Raw genomic sequence first — 18,703 nt, 5'->3', positions numbered from 1 at the left:
TCAGGCTCCTGCTTTAGCGCGACGGTCCATGACCGCGACGAAACGCTCGAAAAGATAGAAACTGTCGGACGGGCCGGGGCTCGCCTCGGGATGGTACTGGACGGAGAAGGCGTCCTTCGTGGTGGAGGCGATGCCTTCGTTGGAGCCATCGAACAGGCTCACATGCGTCACCTTCACATCAGCCGGAAGGGACTTTTCGTCCACTGCGAAGCCGTGGTTCTGGCTGGTGATTTCCACGCGGCCGGTCTCGACGTCCTTGACCGGCTGGTTTGCGCCGCGATGGCCGCGCTCCAGCTTGTAGGTCTTGCCGCCCAAAGCCTGCGCGAGAAGCTGGTGACCGAGGCAGATGCCGAAGACGGGGACGTTCGCGTCCAGCACCGTGCGGATCGCGGGGACGGCATAGGTGCCGGTCGCGGCCGGATCGCCGGGGCCGTTAGAGAGGAACACGCCTTCGGGCTTGAGTTCCAGAATTTCTTCGGCGGTGGCCGTGGCGGGCAGGACGGTGACGTCACATCCGGCGGTCACGAGGCAGCGCAGGATGTTATCCTTGGCGCCGTAATCCATGGCGACAACGCGGCGGCGGTTTTCGGTCCGGGCCGGGCGGGTGGTTTCCCATACACCCTGTGTCCAGACGCGCTTGGGCTGCGTCACCTCTTTGGCGAGGTCCATGCCTTCGAGGCCGGGCCACTGGCGGGCGCGGTTCAGCAGGCTGTCCGTGTCGATGCGACCATTTTCCGGAAAAGCGAGGATGGCGGTCTGCGGGCCGTTGTCGCGCAGGGTGCGGGTGATGGCGCGGGTATCGACGCCGCTGATGCCCGCACGATTGTGCTGCTTCAGCCATGCCGCGAGGGGCTCGTTGGAGCGCCAGCTTGCGGGGGCGGTGATGTCTTCCTTCACAACGGCACCGAGGGCGGCCATTTTCGGGGCCTCGTTGTCATCGACGTTCGTGCCGACATTGCCGATATGCGGGAAGGTGAAGGTCACGATCTGTCCGGCGAAGGACGGGTCTGTCAGGGTTTCCTGATAGCCGGTCATGCCGGTGGAGAAGCACAGTTCACCGACGGCGCCTTCCGTATGGGCGCCGAAGCCGCGGCCCCACAGGACTGTCCCGTCTGCAAGGACAAGGGCGGCGTTGGCGCCGGGAGGGCAGGGATTGGACACGTCCGTCTCTCTTTCTTGTTCTTGCGGGGCTTGTTCTTGTGGGGTTTGAGGTGCGGTGAGATCCGCTGTCAGATCCTGAAGGGCGATTCCCGGCACGCGCAGCAGGGCTGGCCAGTGTTTGGTAGGGACCATGCGGGACTGGCGCCATTTGCGCACGGCCTCCAGCCCAACGCCGGCGAGAGCGGCGATTTCGTCCGCGCCTCCGGCTTTTTCAATGATTCTGTCGATGTCCATGGTCGCCCCGTTGCTGACTGTCGGATAGGCTCTGGAGCCTCTGAATACGGGATCGGAAACGGAATGGGAAGTTTTTTCCCACTGCCCGTTTTGCGTCATCGGAAAGGGTGGGAAGTTTTTTCCGAATGGCTTGTTTTGGAGCCACAGGGCCTGCCGGATTGTTGCAAACCGGCTTTTGTGCGATTTTGCCGCCATTCACGGAATGAGGGACGGCTTCATGCGGGCTGTCCGATGAAGGAGAACGGCGATGTCGCTTCGCAAGCAGATCATGGATGACCTCAAGACGGCGATGAAGGCCGGTCAGTCCGAGACGGTGGCACAGATCCGCGGGATTACGGCCAAGATCAAGGATCTGGATGTCGCTGCCCGTGCCAAGACGGGCGAAGTGACGGATAAGGACATCATTTCCGCCCTGCGCTCCATGATCAAGTCCCGCACGGAATCCGCCACGATGTATCGTGAGGGTGGCCGTCCGGAACTGGCGGAAAAGGAAGAGGGCGAGATCGCCACGATCAAGTCCTACCTGCCGCCGGAACTTGATGAGTCCGCGCTGAAGGCCGGGATTGCCGAAGCAGTTCAGAAGACCGAAGCGGCGGGCATGAAGGATATGGGTAAGGTCATGGCGGCTCTGAAAGAGCGCTTCGGCGCGGATCTGGACCCGGCGAAGGCCAGTGCGCTGGTGAAGGCGCATCTTTCGGCCTGATTCGTCGATCAGAATACGATGATGCAAAAAGCCGCTCCTTCAGGGGCGGCTTTTTTGTTGGGCGGACGTTTGACAGCAGGGCGTCGAGGTCATCAGTCTGATCTCTGGATTTTACGAATGAGGCCAGAATGTCCGCAGGTGGTTCAGCGAAGGTCGTTTTTATTGCCCTGGGGGTGAATTTCGGGATTGCCTGCGTGAAGGGGGCTGCCGCGCTGCTGACCGGTTCGGCGGCCATGCTGGCGGAAACGGTTCATTCGTTTGTGGATTGCGGCAACCAGATCCTGTTGCTGGTGGGGATGAAGCGGGCAGCGGCTCCGGCGACGAAAGAGCATCCTCTGGGGCATCACCGGGAGCTTTATTTCTGGACGCTGGTTGTGGCAGGCGCGCTGTTTGTCGGCGGTGGTGTCGCCTCCCTGCATGAGGGCTGGGAAAAGGTGTGGCATCCGACCGCGATGGAGCCTGTTCACATTCTGGGACATGTCCTGCCCGGCTGGTGGCTGAATGTCACCATTCTCGGGATTTCGGGATGTCTGGAAGGGTATGGTTTTCTGGCGGCCATGAAGTCCATGCCATCGGGCAAGGGATCGCTGTGGACCATGATCCGGCGCAGTACCGACCCGGGGTTGTTTGTCGTGCTGTTCGAAGACGGCGCGGCGCTGGTCAGTCTTGTGATCGCGCTGGTCTTTACCGTGCTTTCCGTCGTGACGGGATGGCATGTGTTGGATGGAGTGGCGTCGCTGCTGATCGGAATGGTTCTGGTGATCGTGGCGGTGCTGCTGACGAACGAGACGCGCTCTCTGCTGGTCGGGGAGAGCAATCCGGAAATTGACGCATATGTGCGTGTGGAGGCGATGAAGCTGCCGGGCGTGGTCGGGGTGAACGAGGTTGTGACCGAAACGCGGGGGCCGGGGAGCATCATCGTTTTGCTGTCGCTGGACTGGGACGATACGCTGACGGCCGGGCAGGTCGAGCAGGGGGTTTCGGCGCTGGAGCGGGTGACGCGGGCGCGGTATCCGTCGGTCATGCGGATGTATGTCGAGGCACAGGACCACAAGGATGGTGTGCCGGTTCCGATTTAATCAAAGCAGGCCGGCCTTCCGCTAAGGAAAGGCCGGTGCAGGATATTTTACTCGGGCTGTGCGGGAGCTGTCGCGTTCGGTGCAGAGGTTGCAGGTGCTGTGCTGTGCATCTGGCCGGGGCTTGTGGAGTGTTCCACGTCGTAGGCCGTGGCTTTCTGTTCGTAAGAGCCCTTGGCGCCCGGATGTTCTTGATCGTACAGGGCAGCCTTGGCCCGGGCTTCCTTACGGTAACGGTGACGCACATACATGCCGGTCACGCAGCCGCCCATGGCGCCCAGAACGCCGTGGTGGTTGGCAACATGGCCGCCGACGGCGCCAGCGGCCCCATATTTGAGGCATCCGCCCGGTTCGGCCTGTGCTGTCGTGAGTGACGTCGCCAGCAGGCCGGTTGCGGCTGCAAGCATCAGATACTTTTTCATGAACACTTCCTGTTTTTCAAAGCTGTCGGAGTACCCGGCAGCAGAGAGATGGCTTTAAGCATGCCTTAACCTCGCATCTGGAACAATGGGAACAGCGGTCCGATGTGACGGGTGTGGATTTCGGTGGAAAGTTTCCTTTAAACAAGAGCGCTGGCGCTGTATGCGCTCGTGGATCTTTTCTCTCTGACGCGCATGAAAGGCTCTTTCTGCCCATGGCAATTGATGCGGCCTTTCTGGATGAATTACGGAACCGGACGCCGCTTCCGTCGCTGATCGGGCGGCGCAACAAGCTGGTGAGGTCCGGGCGGAACTGGAAAACCTGCTGCCCGTTTCACGGCGAAAAAACGCCGTCCTTCTATATTTACGACGACCATTTCCATTGTTTCGGCTGCGGTGTGCATGGAGATGCGATCTCGTATGTGATGCAGAGCGAGGGGCGCAGCTTTCCAGAAGCTGTCGAGCAGCTTGCCTCCGAAGCCGGGCTTGAGGTTCCGAAGGCGGACCCTCGAACCGAGGCACGTGCGCGGGAAGCGCAGTCTCTCGGGGATGTGCTGAATCTTGTGCAGGAGAGCTATCGGCGTCGTCTGTATCGTCCGGAAGGACGGGAGGGGCTGGCCTATCTGCGTGGACGGGGCCTGACGGACCAGACAATCGAACGGTTTGGTCTGGGATGGTCCGGGGACGGGCGGCAGTTGCTGGACGAACTGCGCCCGCATGGCGTGAACGTCGAAATGCTGATGCGTGCGGGTGTCATGCGGGTGGACGAGCAGGGTGCGCCGAAGGGGGAACTGTTCTTCAACCGTGTGACGTTCCCGATCCGGGACCGGCGGGGGCGGATGATGTCCTTTGGTGCGCGGACGCTGGGAGACGGGCAGCCCAAATATCTCAACGGACCGGAGACGGCGCTGTTCTCCAAGCGGCGGACATTGTTCAATCTCGATCTGGCGCGGGAGGGGGTGCATCGCGGGGCGGATCTCGTGGTGGTCGAGGGGTATATGGACGTGATCGCCCTCGATCAGGCCGGATTTGGCGGGGCGGTCGCGCCGCTGGGCACGGCGATGGGCGAGGAGCAGCTTGAACTACTGTGGCGTATGTCGCCCTCGCCGATCCTGTGTCTGGATGGCGATGCGGCAGGGGCCCGGGCGGCGCTTCGGGTGTGTGAAGTTTCGCTGCCGTTGCTTTCGCCGGAACGGACGATCCGCTTCTGCCGACTGGATGCGAAGGACGATCCGGACAGCCTGATCCGCAGTCGTGGCCCCCGAGCCATGAAGGAGGCTCTGGCAGGCGCGACGTCCATGGCGGAGGAACTGTTCGGACTTCTGACTGCGGGGTTGGTTGATCCGGGGCCGGACCAGCGGGCGGCGCTGCGGGAAAAGCTGGTGGCGCTGTCGAAGCTGATCCCAGACCGTTCTCTGGCCTCGGAATATCGCAGTACCCTGCTGGACATGTTCTTCGAGCGTTTCAGGCGGAAGAAAACTTTCCAGCGTAAGGCCGGAGAGAGTCTGAAGCTGTCCACGCAGGCCCCCGGCGCGATGCGCGATGTGGAGTCGGGGAATGGGGAGCGGCTCAACATCATGACGACGATGCTGCTACTGCATCCCGATATCCTTCCGGAAGTGGAACAGGCTTATGCGGGGCTTTCTCTCCCGTCGGATCTGGATCGTTTGCGGGCAGCGCTTCTGGACTGGTCCTGTCAGGAAGATGGGCGCGATGCCCTGACGGAAGAAAGCTGCATGGCGTGGCTCGAAGAGCATGGGCTGGCGGATCTGGCTGGTGCGCTGAAGAGCGGACCGCTGCCGCGCGGCGTGGGAGACGGGAAGGTCCGGGATGAGATCCTGAAGGTGGATGTCATTGAAAGCTGGTGGCATTTTTATGCTTTGGTCAATTTCCGGGCGTTCGAGCGGGCTCTTGAAGAAGATGTGACCAAAGCTGTTGTGAATGGTGACATGGAGTCTTTTGTGGACGAGACTGGTCAGAGTGGGTTGCGCTTTCCCAGTGCGCTCATGACCCGTCTGCGTGTTCGTGGTGCCCTGAAAAGTGGAGAGAAGGTCGGCGAGTGAATGTGAGGGCGTAACTGTTCGGTCTGTCATAAAGAAACGAAATCGGAATGACTTTTATTCCCGAAAGGTTGCATTCTTTGGGGTGTTAATCTTGACTTCGGGCGAAGGATCGACCACCTGCACGCTGCCGGATTGCTAACTCGCGGCGGAGTTGACGGAGAGACGAATGGCGACGAAAACAGCCTCTGGAACGGATCGGAACGCGCAGGAACAGGAGGGGGATACCACTCTCCTCGACACGCAGTCCGCTGCCGTCAAGCGGCTGATCGCCAAAGGGCGTGAACGCGGGCACATCACTTTTGATGAACTGAATGCGGTCCTGCCGCAGGACCAGATGTCTTCCGAGCAGATCGAAGATGTCATGGCGGCCCTGTCGGAAATGGGCATTCAGGTTCTCGAAAACGAGGATCAGGACGAAGCCGAGGGGCCGGCTGAAAAGGAAAGCGAAGCCGAGACTGAGGAGGCCGAAGGTCCTCAGGGCGGTAACGTTGACGCCGAGGCTGCCAGCCGCACGGATGATCCGGTCCGGATGTATCTGCGCGAAATGGGCTCGGTCGAGCTGCTGTCGCGTGAAGGCGAAATCGCAATTGCCAAGCGCATCGAGGCTGGTCGCGACGAGATGATCGGCGGTCTGTGCGAGAGCCCGCTGACGATTCGCGCCATCATTTCCTGGCATGAGCGCCTCAAGGACGGCGAGATGCTTCTGCGCGACATCGTCGATCTGGAGGCTAGTCAGGGCGGTGGTCCCGATCCGGATGCGGTCGAAGGCGAAGAAGGCGATGAAGCGTCCGAAGAGGACGACAAGGCCGAGGACGAGAGCGAAGAAGGTGACGGCGAGCAGCAGGAAGGCAGTGGCCTGTCCCTGTCCGCGCTGGAAGAAAAGCTGAAGCCCGAAATTCTCGCCCGTTTCGAAGCCATCGAGCCGCTGTACCACAAGCTGCGCAAGATCCAGATCAAGCGTATTGAGGCCCTGACGGGTGGCGAGGATCACTCGGACAAGTCCGAGCAGACCTATGAGAAGCTGCGTCACGAACTGGTCAGTCTGGTTGAGCAGGTTCATCTGCACAATAACCGGATCGAGGAACTGGTCGCGCAGATCAAGATGCAGGTCCAGAAGCTGAACGGCGTTGAAGGCCGGATGATGCGTCTGGCTGAGAGCTGCAAGATTTCGCGTGATGACTTTCTCATCAAGTATCGCAGCCGCGAACTGGACCCGACCTGGCTGGAGAGTATTTCCGCGCTGCCTGGCAAGGGCTGGAAGAACCTGACGACCAAGCACATGGACCAGCTGCGCAACCTGCGTGGCGAGATTGCGGCTCTGTCGCATGAGACGGGTCTGCCGGTTGGTGAGTTCCGTCGCGTTTATGCGACCGTTTCCCGTGGTGAGCGTGATTCTACGCGCGCCAAGAAGGAAATGATCGAAGCGAACCTGCGTCTGGTGATCTCGATTGCCAAGAAATACACGAACCGTGGGTTGCAGTTTCTGGATCTGATTCAGGAAGGCAATATCGGCCTGATGAAGGCTGTGGACAAGTTCGAGTATCGTCGTGGCTACAAGTTCTCGACCTATGCGACCTGGTGGATCCGTCAGGCGATCACGCGCTCCATCGCGGATCAGGCCAAGACGATCCGTATTCCGGTCCACATGATCGAGACGATCAACAAGCTGGTCCGGACGTCGCGCCAGATGCTGCATGAGATCGGGCGTGAGCCTGCTCCGGAAGAGCTGGCTGAGAAGCTCGGTATGCCGCTGGAGAAGGTCCGCAAGGTCCTGAAGATCGCCAAGGAGCCGATCTCGCTTGAGACGCCGATCGGTGATGAAGAAGACAGCCATCTCGGTGACTTCATCGAGGATAAGACGGCTGTTATTCCGTTGGATGCAGCGATCCAGACCAACCTGCGTGAAGCCACGACCCGCGTTCTGGCGTCCCTGACGCCGCGTGAAGAGCGCGTGTTGCGGATGCGCTTCGGCATTGGCATGAACACGGACCACACCCTTGAGGAAGTGGGCCAGCAGTTCAACGTGACACGTGAGCGTATCCGTCAGATCGAGGCGAAGGCGCTGCGCAAGCTCAAGCACCCGAGCCGTTCGCGCAAACTGCGCTCCTTCCTCGACGACAACTGAGCCGTCTGAGAGCGCGTGGCAATGTTGCCCGACTGGCTCAGGCCGAAAGGGGCATCCACCCGTCTTGCGGTGGATGTTACCTTTTTGGAGACGTCTTTTTCCCGTCCGTCTCCAGTTTTGCCGGAAGGATTTTCCCTGTCTCGTGTGACGGGGGACGAAGCTCTTTCGCTTTACCGTTTTCTGTATTTGACAGTCGGGCAGGAGTACTGCTGGTGGATGCGCCGGTCGATGCCGGATGCTGAACTGGGAGAAATCCTCCACGATCCTGCTGTTCACTTCATGGTTCTGCGTGACAGCAGCGGCGAGCCAGCGGGTTTCTATGAGCTGGATCTGCGGCAGGGGGGGGATGCCAATCTGGCCTATTTCGGTCTTCTGCCGCAGGCGATGGGGCGCGGGCTGGGGCGGGCGCTTCTGGACCATGCCGTTGCGCGGGCGTTCGGGGCGGGAAGCTGGCGGCTGCGGGTCAATACCTGCACACTGGACCATCCCAATGCGCTGCCGAATTATCGGAAGGCGGGGTTTGCAGTCCGGCATGTCGTGTCTGAAACCTGGGACGTTCCGGACGAATATGTGCCGGAAAGGCTGAGACGACTCTGAGTTAAGGCTTGCTTTTGGGGGCGGTGCGTGATTAATGCCGCCTTTCCCTGCCGGGCGATGTGGCATCGCGCCGGCTATACCCGCGCCCTGAAACATGGGCCCTGTTTCCGGCATGGGTCGGAGCCAGTTGCGGGTTGACCCAATCCGAAGGGAGTCTTCATGCCATTGTATGAAAGCGTGCTCATTGCACGTAATGATGTGTCGCAGGCTCAGGTGGAAACCCTGGTCGAGACCATCGAAACCCTGCTCAAGGACAACGGCGGTTCTATCCAGAAGCGCGAGTTCTGGGGCCTGCGTTCCCTCGCATACCGCATCAAGAAGAACCGCAAGGGCCATTACGTCCTGCTGGGTCTTGACTGCACCCCCGACACGCTGCGTGAAGTAGAGCGTCAGCTCGGCCTGAACGAAGACGTGCTGCGCGTTCTCACGCTGCGCGTTGACGAAATCGACGAGAACCCCTCTCCGGTTCTGGCGCGCAAGAGCGACGATCGTGGCGATCGCGGCAACTTCCGTGGCGGCTCCAAGCCGGCTGGTCGTTTCGAGAGCGGCCGTGGCGGTCCCCGTCGCAGCAGCGAAGACCGTGAAGAATATCGTGCACGCGGCGAGCATGACGATGTTCGCGAGACGGCTGGAGCGGAGTAAGAATCATGTCCGAGACAAACACTCCTGACGTCGGCGAAGTGAACCCGGCTGCCCGTCGTACGGCAGTTGGCGCACGTCGTCCGTTCTACCGTCGTCGCAAGTCCTGCCCGTTCTCCGGTGCCAATGCGCCGAAGATCGACTACAAGGACGTGCGCCTTCTGAGCCGCTTCCTTTCGGAGCGCGGTAAGATCGTGCCGAGCCGCATCACGGCCGTTTCGGCCAAGAAGCAGCGTGAGCTGGCACAGGCGATCAAGCGCGCCCGTTTCCTCGCCCTGCTCCCCTACGTTGTGAACTGAGGAGAGCATCATGTCCCAGACCGCACTGATCCTGCTGCAGCGGGTCGAGCATCTCGGCCAGATGGGCGACCTGGTGCACGTGAAGCCGGGTTATGCCCGTAACTTCCTGCTGCCCCAAGCCAAGGCCATGCGCGCCACGGTTGCCAACAAAAAGCGTTTCGAGACCGAGCGCGCGCAGCTTGAGGCTCAGAACCTCAAGAAGCGTGAAGAGGCCGAGCGCCTTGCCGAGCGCATGCATGAGCTGTCCGTTGTTGTCATCCGTCAGGCTGGCGACAGTGGCAGCCTGTATGGTTCCGTCAGCACCCGCGACATCGCAGTTGCTGCTACGGATGCCGGCCTGACGATTTCGCGTCAGCAGGTTGTTCTGGCACACCCGATCAAGCAGCTTGGCCTGACGGAAGCGCGCGTTGTGCTGCATCCGGAAGTGTCCATTCCGCTGACGGTTAACGTTGCCCGTTCTGCTGAAGAAGCCGAGCGTCAGGCTCGTGGCGAAGAGATTGGCGTGCAGGACGAGGATGAGAACATCCTTGGTGACCTGCAGGCTGAGAACGCCGCCGAAGAGGCTGCTGCCGAAGCTGCCGAGGTATCGGAAGAAGCGTAAGGCTTCTAGCGCTGACCTCGTTCTAAAGAACCCGGCCGGGATTATTCCCGAGCCGGGTTCTTTTATGTCCATTTGACTGGCAGGATACAACTACAGGCCCGTTGAGGGTTTTTCCCGGTATTGGAAACAGGAGATCGGAATGAAGCGGATTCTGGATTTTGTCTTGCGGAAATTCATTCAGACGGGACGCCTGCGGGTCACATTCAGTGATGGTATTGTCCGGACGTATCGCGGATCGAAACCGGGACTTGAAGCAGGCTTGCATCTTCGGACGAAGCAGGCCGAGCGGGCCCTGATCGTCAATTCCGGCCTTGCCTTTGGCGAAGAGTACATGGCGGGCAGTATTGTGCCCGACGGATGTACGCTTGAGACGCTGCTGACGGTGTTGATGGAAAACATTAACAGTCATGGGCATGTCTTTGAGGAAATCGAGGACCGTCTGCGTTATGTCACTCGCGCCTGGAAGACGCTGAATTCTCTCAAGACATCCCGAAACAACGTGGCGCATCATTATGATCTGAACGGCACGCTTTACGATCTGTTTCTCGACAAAGACCGGCAGTATTCCTGCGCGTATTTCGAGCGTGAGAACATGACGCTGGAGGAGGCGCAGATTGCCAAGAAACGCCACATCGCGGCCAAGCTCAATCTGGATCGCCCGGGGCTGGACGTGTTGGATATCGGCTGTGGCTGGGGCGGAATGGCGCTAACGCTGGCGAAAGATTACGGCGCACGGGTTCTGGGTATCACGCTGTCACGCGAGCAGCTTGCTGTGGCGCGGCAGCGGGCGAAGGATGAAGGGCTTGACGGGCAGGTCCGGTTTGAACTGATTGATTATCGTAATCTGCATCAGCAGTTTGACCGGATTGTTTCGGTAGGCATGTTCGAACATGTGGGGCCGCCGCAGTTCGAAGCTTTTTTCCAGAAGGTCAAGGCCTGTCTCAAGCCGGATGGCGTGGCTTTGATCCATTCGATTGGGCGGATGGACGGGCCGGGAACGACCAATCCCTGGATCCAGAAATACATTTTTCCGGGCGGGTATTCACCTGCTTTGAGCGAGACGATGGCAGCGATCGAGCGGTCGGGGCTGTGGATGACCGACTGTGAGGTGCTGCGTCTGCATTATGCGCGCACTCTGGCGGAATGGCGCAAGCGTTTTGATGCCAACCGTGAGAAGATCCGCGCGCTGTATGACGAGCGGTTTGTCCGGATGTTCGAGTTCTATCTTGTGGGGGCCGAGCTGTCGTTCCGGGTTCAGGGGCACATGAATTTTCAGCTTCAGCTGACCCGGTCGATTGATGCTGTGCCGTTCACGCGGGATTACATGCTCGCGCGTGAACGGGAAGGCGTAGCCTAGTAAGGGCTTTTAGCGGCTGGCGAGATTAAGTTCCGCCAGTCGTGCGAATTCGGCGACTGAGAGGGTCTCCGCCCTGCGGGTCGGCTCGATTTCGGCTTTTTCCAGAAGCCGTTCGCCGCCAATGGATTTCAGCGACGAACGAAGCATTTTGCGGCGCTGCCCGAAAGCGGCGGCTGTGACCTGCTCCATGGCGCGGAACAGTTGCGGAGACGGCTGCTCGGCATGTGGGATGATGACAGCTACCGCGGAATGGACTTTGGGTGGCGGAAAGAAGGCTTCCGGCGGGATACGCAGGGCGACCGAGCATGTGGCGCACCACTGGGCCAGTACGCCGAGGCGACCATAAGCCGAGCTTCCCGGCGTCGCGCAGATCCGCTCGGCAACTTCGAGCTGGAACATCAGGGACAGACGTTCCCACTGTGCCGCCTGCCGTAGCCAGCCCACGAGGAGAGGCGTGGCAACGTTGTAAGGCAGATTGGCGACGATCTGTCGTGGCGCGGGAGCGAGGGTTGCGGCGTCCAGCTTCAGGGCATCTTCACGGACGACGTGAAGGCGGCCTGGATAGTGAGTCGCCAGTTCGTCCAGCAGGGGCCAGGCGCGTTCGTCGATTTCCACGACATCGACGCGGCTGGCGGGCGTGTCGAGTAACGCGCGGGTCAGGCCGCCAGGGCCGGGGCCGATTTCGACGACGCTGCGTCCGGTCAGATCGCCGCCGAGGGCTGCGATCCGGGCGCAGATGCCCGGATCGAGAAGGAAGTGCTGACCGAGGGATTTCTTGGCATCCAGACCATGGGCCTGGATGGTGTCGCGCAGTGAGGGGAGGGACACGTCAGTTGGTGGCCTTGGCGGCAGGGCGCATCTCGATGATGGCACGGCGCTGGAGGTCGCGCTGAAGCTGGCGTGAAGCCTGCTCGACATGCTCGTTCATGAGCTGGTCGGCGATTTCGCTTGGGCTCTGCTGTGCCAGATTTTTCTGCTGCCGATCGCAGACCATGAGCAGGGCGATGCCGTCCATCGAGACCAGCGGGCGGCTGACCTGGTTGGGCGGGAGTGATTCGAGAACTGACTTCATCTGCGGCATCAGGCGTTCCAGAATCTGCGAGCCGGGATTGCTGGGGCGTTTTTCACCCAGAGACTTGTTGAGCGCTTCCATGGCATCGCAGCTATGGATCGTCTGAACTGCGGTTGTAGCTTTTTGCAGGGCCGCACGTTGCTGTTCGGTCGGGTTCTGCGGGTTCAGAGGGGCGTCGAACGGGAAAAACGCCTGTCTAAGTTCAAGCATCGTGCCCATCTGCTTGCCGACCACGCGCTTGGCCTGAACGGTGGCGATTACGAAACCGCCCGCGACCTGGATGGGGTTGGAGATGGCACCGATTGGCATCTGGCGCACGATGTTGACGACCTGCGGATCGAGGTTGTCTTCCTGCACCCAGCCCATGGAGCCACCATCAAGGGCGGACTGGGCCTGCGAGAACTGCGCTGCCACGATCGGGAACGGCGCGCCTTCGCGGAGCTGGGAAATGATTGTTTTGGTGAAGGCGAGTTCGGCTTCGTCATGGCGCGGGTCGGCCACGGGAACGAAAATTTCGCTCATGAAATACTGCGCACGTCCCTGTTCTGCCTGAAGCGCCTGTTCGCGCTGGCTGATCTGGGTTGCGGTGATTCGTCCTTCTTCACCGAGTTTTTCACGCAGAACCTGCATCCAGCCGATCTGGACGCGGATCTGATCGATCAGCGTTGTCAGCGAGACGCCGTCCGAAGCCAGGCGGTTGCGCAGGGCGTTCTTGGGCATCCCGTTGCGCTGTTCGATATTGGCGATGGCGCCTGCGATCTGATCCGGTTCCACGTTGATGTGACGCTTGAGGATTTCCTGCGTTTTCAGGCGCTCATCGATCAGCTGATGGATGATCTGGCCACGCATGCGTCCCATGATTTCCGGGCTGATGGGCAGGCCGGTCGAAAGCACGAAGAGCTTTGCCCGGTTGTCCACGTCACGCTGCGTGAGAACCTGTCCGTTGATGACGGCCAGAATCTGGTCTTCGGGGGGCTTGACCGGGGCTGCAGCCTCTTTGGTGGCGGCAGGTTTCGCGGCCGCCTTGTGATGCGGTGCGGCCATGGCCGGGACAGTGGCCGAGAAAGCCAGAAGGACAGCCAGGGCCGTGGATGCGGTGCAATGGGTCTTGGACATGCTCAACCGTTGATTCCGAAGGTGCCGATCGTCTTGAACGTGAAGTTGAAGAGGATCGTCTCGTTACGCTGTTCGCCGCCGATACGGGTGTATTGTTTGATATACATGATATCCAGCCCGAAACAGTCATTGGAATAGCCGATTGTGCCGCCGTTGGCGACGAACTGTTTCCGGGACAGGCTGCGGCGGAAGAAACCCGATGCATGGTAATTGCGCCAGTGGGTTGAAAAACCGCCTGTCACTTCGCTGGTTTTGACCATGTAGGGAGCGTTGGGGCCTGATTCGCGAAAGTCCGTCGCGTAATAATAATACGGCGTCACGGGAGCATAGACGTAGCCGCCTGTCAGGCGGAACATCGGAACGCCTGTGCTGATCAGGCCTTCGCCGTAATCGAACTGGTGAGTCCAGGGGTTGTAACGGCCACGGGCTGTGACATCGACATACTGGTTCGGGCTGACGCGCAGGCGGGCCACCGGGTCTGACAGGTGATGGTCGAGGCCGGAATAGGGCAGGCGGTTACGGGTGATGTGTTCCTGAAAGCTCTCGCCGACGAGCATGTCGATCGCATGGCCGTTCCATGACCAGTTCTGATGGATGCCCACGTTGGCGCGCAGGCCGCCATCAAGGCGATCGGTCCCGAGATAGCGGTTGAGGGAAAACAGCGTCGTGTCCGTGAATTCGTAGGACAGACTGTCTTCGTTAGGCAGGTGGCGGTTCTGCGAGTTGCCGGTATTGGGTGAGGCGATGATCTGGGCGATGGGTTCCAGGATCTGCGAGCCGTGGCCCTTGGCGAAGCTGCGCAGGAACGGCCAGTTCATGCGGAGGGCAATGGTCGGCTGGACCTGCCCCACGAGGTGGTTGCCGCCGGCGTTCATGTAATAGGTCGGCTGCTGGTAGGCCTGCGTGGCGTGATAGACCATCGAATCGATCCGCGCCGTCAGCAGGAACTGCTGGCCAAGCTTGTTGTGGAACGGACGATCCCACTGGATGGCGGCCTGACCACGCTGATCGTTGATGCCGTTCTTTCGATACAGGTTGAAGTTGGTCGTCTTCACACTGAGACGGCCGCCGAACATGTCCGGCTGTCCCTGAAACGCGTAGGTCAGTCGTGGCAGTGCCCAAGGCAGATCCGAATTGCGGATGACGCCCTGGTTCAGGCCCTGATAGGCCTGTCCGTCAAAGCGCAGGTAGGAGCCAACGCCATAGCCTTCGAGGTACAGGTTGGAGTTCAGCATTTCCTGACCGTAGCCGGGAACGCGGTAGTCACGCATGTAGTTGGCGGAACTGGCGACGTTGATATTGGCGCCGAGCTGCCAGTTGCGGTTGAGGGCGAAATTGCCGCGGCCGAACACATAGCCCTGAATACCGTATTCGTTGGACGAACCGACATTGTTGCCAAAGGTGTTGGTGTAGCGGTTTTCGTTATGGGTGTCGTAAGCGACACCGCCCGTCACGTCGATGGAGCCGAAGTTGAGGCGGTTGCGGTACTGCGCAGTCAACTCGGGGCCGGTTTTTGTGGAGACCAGGCCACGGACCGTCAGATCCTGCTGTTCGTCGATCGCCCAGAAATAGGGAAGTGTGAAATAGGTTCCGAGATAGCGGTCATGCGGGCTGATGCCCGGCATCAGGAAGCCGCTCTGACGTTTCACGGACGGATCGGTCATGGAGAAGAACGGGAAATAGAAGACCGGCAGGCCGAGCATCTTGAGCCAGGCGTGATCGAATTCGAGCCGCTTATGCTGCACGTCCTGTGTCGCGTCGAAAGCCTGAAACTGCCAGAACGGCGGTAGATCCGGGTTCTTTTCGCAGATTTTGCAGGCCGTATAGACGGCATGCGTCAGGTCGTTCAGCATTCCGTTCGTGCGGCGCATGCCGTTGCCGGCGAGCTTGGCGTTGTCTTCCATGCGGATGTAGATGCCGCTGCCAATACCGTCATGCATGCCATGGCTGAACTCGACATAATCGGCATAGGTCGTGCTGCCGTCGGGCTCCACGACTGCGACATTGCCTTTCGCTGACAGGATGCCGGTGCTGCGGTCATAGGTCACGCGGTCCGCGCGCAGGGCGTGATCCCCCTGCCAGACGCGGACATTGCCGTCCCATGTGACCAGGCCGTTTTTCGCGTAGCTTTCGCTATCGGCGAGATAGGTCAGGGGATCGGTCTGTGACGTAGGTTTTCCGATGACGATGACATGGGAGTTGTCGCGCTGCATCGTGTTGGCAGACATCTTCTGCGGCGCCACGAGCGCGGTTCCAGCCATCAGCGTGGCACCGACGAACGAAGCGCGTCTGCGGGCGCGCGTTGGGAGCCACAGGGGCACCGTCATCAACCATCCTCCATGTGCAGCAGAAGCGCCACGGCGAGGCAGAGCCCCGCACCCGTCGGCGCCCATGCCGCAAGAACCGGTGGCAAGGCACCGGATTCACCAAACTGTTCGGCCACTTTCGAGATGGTGAACAGCGCAAAGCCTGCGGCAATTCCCGATCCCAGCATCCGGGCTACGCCGCCGCGCCGTGTCGGACGCATCGAGAAGCCTGCGGATACCAATGCCATGGTCCCGGCCAGAATGGGAAGGGCCAGCAGCGACTGGAAATGAAGTCTGTGTCGGATCGAAGGAAATCCCGAGCGTTCAAGAAGGTTGATGAACCCCGGAAGCGCGAAGACCGACAGCGTGTCGGGCGATGCGAAACTTTCCTGCACACGGCCGACTGTCAGGTCGGAGGGGAGGGTCATGTCGCCGACCCGCTCGGGCAGATGATCGGGATGCAGCACGGATGTGTCGTGCAGGAGCCACTGATGATCACCCAAAGCGCCATTGGGAGATTCGACACGGAGGATCAGGCGGTCCCGGTCGTCGAGGCGGAAGATCGAGACGCCGGAAACTTTCAGCGCGCCGTCAATGAGATGGACGTCCTGGGCGTGCAGGATGGCAACGCCGTGAGGGACCAGCCCGTCATCGGACTGCCTGAGCCACAGGGCGCCCCCGTTGAGCGTCAGGGGGCCTCCGCCGGTGCGCAGATAGGTCTGATCCAGCATTTCCGCACTGCGGAACATGCTCGACGACAGGGAGGAAATGCCGGTTGTGGTCAGCAGGCCTGTGAGCAGGGCGCAGGCCAGGGGGCTGGCAAGGAACTGCCAGGCGGAAATGCCGGCGGCGCGGGCGACGATGAGTTCGGACGAGCGTGTCAGGCGCGAAAAACAGACGATTCCGCCCAGCAGGATGCCGAAGGGCAGGACGTAAATGATGTAGTACGGCACATGCAACGCTGCGATTTTGACGACGAGACTGGCCGGAACATTGGGCCGTGTCGCCGCGCGACGCAGGAGATCGATGAAATCGAACAGCGAGACCAGTCCGGTCAGGGCCAGCACCATTGACAGGGTACTGAGCATGAACTGGCGGGCGATATAGATGGCCAGCGTCGTGGAGAACCCGGCATGATCATCACGGGTGCTGAAGATCTGAAACAGCGAGGTGAGCCACGAACCCGGTCGCGGAGAGGTGGCGGTTCTCATCGGGAGGCCTCCGGCGACGGCGTCATGGGGACGGGCTGCTTCACGCTTCCGGTCCATTGTTCAAGGAACAGTAGGACAGCGCAGACGACTGCGGGCAGGAGGGCTTCAAGCCAGATGAGCGGCACCAGCGCTAGATGCCGTCCGGCGAGGTTCTGGAGCATGAGCGAGAGGGCCAGCAGTCCGACGACCGTGAGGATCGCGGTCAATGGGCGGGTAATGTTTCCATGACGGGAGAAAGCGCCGCGCAGCACCGTGACCAATCCGATCATGGCAAAGGACAGGGCGGTCAGTGGAGAGGTGAGCCGTCGCCAGCCCACGACGATGTTCTTGCCGCGATCGCGTTCGGAGACTTCATGAGGGTCGGGATGGAACAGTTCATGAAGCGACATTTCGTCCGGGTCGCGGTCTTCGTGGCTGTTGCGTCGTCCTGATGTCAGGTCGATGGTGTTGCGTCCGAAGGTCAGGACGTTCAGCCGTCCGGTATGGCGGTCGATTTCTTCGCGCGAGCCGTCGTAGAGAACAACGCGGGGCTGGTCGTTCACCACGACCATGGTGCCGCGCTCGGCGAGGATCGTGGTGTGGGAATCGGGGTTGCGGTCGTCTTCGACCAGAACGCCGTGAAGCTGGCCGTCACTGGTGCGTCCGCGGACATAGACGGTCATGTCTCCCGAAAGACTGGTGAAGACGCCGTCCTGAAGCAGGAAGGCTGCCATGCGGTTGCGGATCTGGAACTCGTAGCGGTGAAACGCATGATAGGACACGGGCGCAAGCCACAGTGTCAGAGTATAGCACAGCGCCACGGAGAAAAACGCGCAGAGCAGCCCCGGTCGGGCCAGTTCCAGCGGGGAACGCCCAGCGGCGCGCATGACCGTCAGTTCCCGGTCGCCGACCATCCGCTGATAGGTGAACAGCACGACGAGGAATGTCGTGATGGGAAGAATGACGGCAATGAAAGTCGGCAGCATCAGCGAGGTGAGCTGGATGAACACGCGCAGGGACAGGCCGTGCTGGACCACCATCGAGACGAAATGCAGCGACTGGGTCAGCCAGATCAGGGCTGTTGCACCTCCGGTCAGCGCCAGCAGGGCGATGAGGAGCTGACGGAGGATGTAGCGGTCGAGCAGAGGCAGGATCTGCCGCCCAGAAGTACCGGAGGATGAGGCCATAACCCTTCATCTATCCCTAGCGCGTGGCGGGAGGAAGGCGAAAAAACGAAACAGTTTTCTATCGCAGATAGGCAGCCCGGTCGACGACTGCCTCTGGGGGCGACAGGCTGTGATAGAATTGGGTTCCGGCAATGCCGACCAGAAGACCCGCGCCTGTTGCAAAGGCCACGGCTGCATAACGCCAGGGTTTCTGCATGCGGAACGTGGCCACTTCCATCTGGAGCAGCCCCATGTCCATCTGGCATCGCCCCAGCCGTGACTGGGCTGTGCGGGTATCGCTTTCGCTCTGGCTGAGGCGGCGTTCCAGATCGCGGACGCGATCACGCAGTGCTTTTTCTCGGGCGATGACGTTTTGTGAGGAGACTGTTCCGATGCGCGTGATGAACAGGTTTTTCAGCGCACCACCTGTGACGACGTCACGCCGGGCCATCTGGCGGATCCGTTCCAGCGCCGTGGCGGCGTGGCCGGGCTGCTCATCCAGCACAAGAGCCAGAATATCGGAAAGAATCTTGATTTCCTTGGGGTCTACGTCCCTTGGGTCCGGCGTGCGTCCCATAC

Annotated in this window: 17 protein-coding genes; 9 read left to right on the top strand and 8 right to left on the bottom strand. The window is 60.6% G+C overall.

The features are described 5' to 3' along the window. Positions 1 to 1,395, bottom strand: coding sequence for a glutamine-hydrolyzing carbamoyl-phosphate synthase small subunit (carA, locus tag HKD21_RS06820; protein ID WP_194254899.1), 1,395 nt, complete (start codon positions 1,393 to 1,395; stop codon positions 1 to 3). Between the two features lie 247 nt (positions 1,396 to 1,642). Between carA and HKD21_RS06815 the strand changes: the two genes are divergently transcribed. Both HKD21_RS06815 and HKD21_RS06810 read left to right on the top strand, forming a co-directional pair. Then, positions 1,643 to 2,098 carry a GatB/YqeY domain-containing protein gene (locus HKD21_RS06815; RefSeq protein ID WP_194254897.1) on the top strand — a complete coding sequence of 152 codons (456 nt, stop codon included), beginning with the start codon at positions 1,643 to 1,645 and terminating at the stop codon, positions 2,096 to 2,098. Between the two features lie 128 nt (positions 2,099 to 2,226). After that, positions 2,227 to 3,177 (top strand): cation diffusion facilitator family transporter, encoded by a 951-nt coding sequence (locus tag HKD21_RS06810; RefSeq protein ID WP_194254895.1) that lies wholly within the window; start codon positions 2,227 to 2,229, stop codon positions 3,175 to 3,177. A gap of 47 nt (positions 3,178 to 3,224) precedes the next feature. On the opposite strand, the gene HKD21_RS06805 is transcribed toward HKD21_RS06810, so the two are convergent. Further along, positions 3,225 to 3,596 (bottom strand): hypothetical protein, encoded by a 372-nt coding sequence (locus HKD21_RS06805; RefSeq protein ID WP_194254893.1) that lies wholly within the window; start codon positions 3,594 to 3,596, stop codon positions 3,225 to 3,227. A gap of 212 nt (positions 3,597 to 3,808) precedes the next feature. Between HKD21_RS06805 and dnaG the strand changes: the two genes are divergently transcribed. The 7 genes from dnaG (at position 3,809) to HKD21_RS06770 (ending at position 11,274) form a co-directional block, all read left to right on the top strand. Then, entirely contained in the window at positions 3,809 to 5,656 is a 1,848-nt protein-coding gene (gene dnaG, locus HKD21_RS06800) for a DNA primase (RefSeq protein ID WP_194254891.1), read from the top strand. A 166-nt stretch (positions 5,657 to 5,822) separates the two neighbouring features. Then, positions 5,823 to 7,781 carry an RNA polymerase sigma factor RpoD gene (rpoD, locus tag HKD21_RS06795; RefSeq protein WP_194254889.1) on the top strand — a complete coding sequence of 653 codons (1,959 nt, stop codon included), beginning with the start codon at positions 5,823 to 5,825 and terminating at the stop codon, positions 7,779 to 7,781. 21 nt (positions 7,782 to 7,802) lie between these two features. Next, a complete protein-coding gene (locus tag HKD21_RS06790) occupies positions 7,803 to 8,378 on the top strand; it encodes a GNAT family N-acetyltransferase (protein WP_194255030.1) in 576 nt (191 codons plus the stop codon). Between the two features lie 159 nt (positions 8,379 to 8,537). Then, positions 8,538 to 9,020 (top strand): 30S ribosomal protein S6, encoded by a 483-nt coding sequence (rpsF, locus tag HKD21_RS06785; RefSeq protein ID WP_062033192.1) that lies wholly within the window; start codon positions 8,538 to 8,540, stop codon positions 9,018 to 9,020. A 5-nt stretch (positions 9,021 to 9,025) separates the two neighbouring features. Next, positions 9,026 to 9,316 carry a 30S ribosomal protein S18 gene (rpsR, locus tag HKD21_RS06780; protein ID WP_194254887.1) on the top strand — a complete coding sequence of 97 codons (291 nt, stop codon included), beginning with the start codon at positions 9,026 to 9,028 and terminating at the stop codon, positions 9,314 to 9,316. Positions 9,317 to 9,326: 10 nt separating this feature from the next. Beyond that, a complete protein-coding gene (gene rplI, locus HKD21_RS06775) occupies positions 9,327 to 9,917 on the top strand; it encodes a 50S ribosomal protein L9 (protein ID WP_194254885.1) in 591 nt (196 codons plus the stop codon). A 139-nt stretch (positions 9,918 to 10,056) separates the two neighbouring features. Next, the gene (locus HKD21_RS06770; RefSeq protein ID WP_194254883.1) at positions 10,057 to 11,274 is read left to right on the top strand and encodes an SAM-dependent methyltransferase; all 1,218 of its coding nucleotides are present in this window, start codon (positions 10,057 to 10,059) and stop codon (positions 11,272 to 11,274) included. A 9-nt stretch (positions 11,275 to 11,283) separates the two neighbouring features. Here the strand turns inward: HKD21_RS06770 and rsmA are convergent, their stop codons facing one another. Genes rsmA through HKD21_RS06740 form a run of 6 tightly spaced genes read right to left on the bottom strand, consistent with a single transcriptional unit; the run spans position 11,284 to position 18,701 of the window. Then, the gene (gene rsmA / locus HKD21_RS06765) at positions 11,284 to 12,102 is read right to left on the bottom strand and encodes a 16S rRNA (adenine(1518)-N(6)/adenine(1519)-N(6))-dimethyltransferase RsmA (RefSeq protein ID WP_194254881.1); all 819 of its coding nucleotides are present in this window, start codon (positions 12,100 to 12,102) and stop codon (positions 11,284 to 11,286) included. 1 nt (position 12,103) lies between these two features. Then, entirely contained in the window at positions 12,104 to 13,462 is a 1,359-nt protein-coding gene (locus HKD21_RS06760) for a peptidylprolyl isomerase (RefSeq protein WP_194254879.1), read from the bottom strand. Positions 13,463 to 13,464: 2 nt separating this feature from the next. Further along, positions 13,465 to 15,789: an LPS-assembly protein LptD gene (locus tag HKD21_RS06755; protein ID WP_407646537.1), complete on the bottom strand. Its 2,325-nt coding sequence runs from the start codon at positions 15,787 to 15,789 to the stop codon at positions 13,465 to 13,467. Continuing rightward, positions 15,789 to 16,979: an LPS export ABC transporter permease LptG gene (gene lptG / locus HKD21_RS06750; protein WP_194254877.1), complete on the bottom strand. Its 1,191-nt coding sequence runs from the start codon at positions 16,977 to 16,979 to the stop codon at positions 15,789 to 15,791. Before lptG ends, HKD21_RS06755 begins: the two co-directional genes overlap by 1 nt. After that, positions 16,976 to 18,145, bottom strand: coding sequence for an LPS export ABC transporter permease LptF (gene lptF, locus HKD21_RS06745; protein ID WP_194254875.1), 1,170 nt, complete (start codon positions 18,143 to 18,145; stop codon positions 16,976 to 16,978). Before lptF ends, lptG begins: the two co-directional genes overlap by 4 nt. Positions 18,146 to 18,203: 58 nt before the next feature. After that, entirely contained in the window at positions 18,204 to 18,701 is a 498-nt protein-coding gene (locus tag HKD21_RS06740; RefSeq protein ID WP_194254873.1) for a hypothetical protein, read from the bottom strand. Positions 18,702 to 18,703 lie beyond the last annotated feature (2 nt).

This window comes from Gluconobacter cerevisiae (assembly GCF_015244675.1).
Taxonomy (GTDB): Bacteria; Pseudomonadota; Alphaproteobacteria; order Acetobacterales; family Acetobacteraceae; genus Gluconobacter; species Gluconobacter cerevisiae.
The sequence above is the reverse complement of the archived record's forward strand: the minus strand, read 5'-3'. Positions and strand labels throughout refer to the sequence as shown.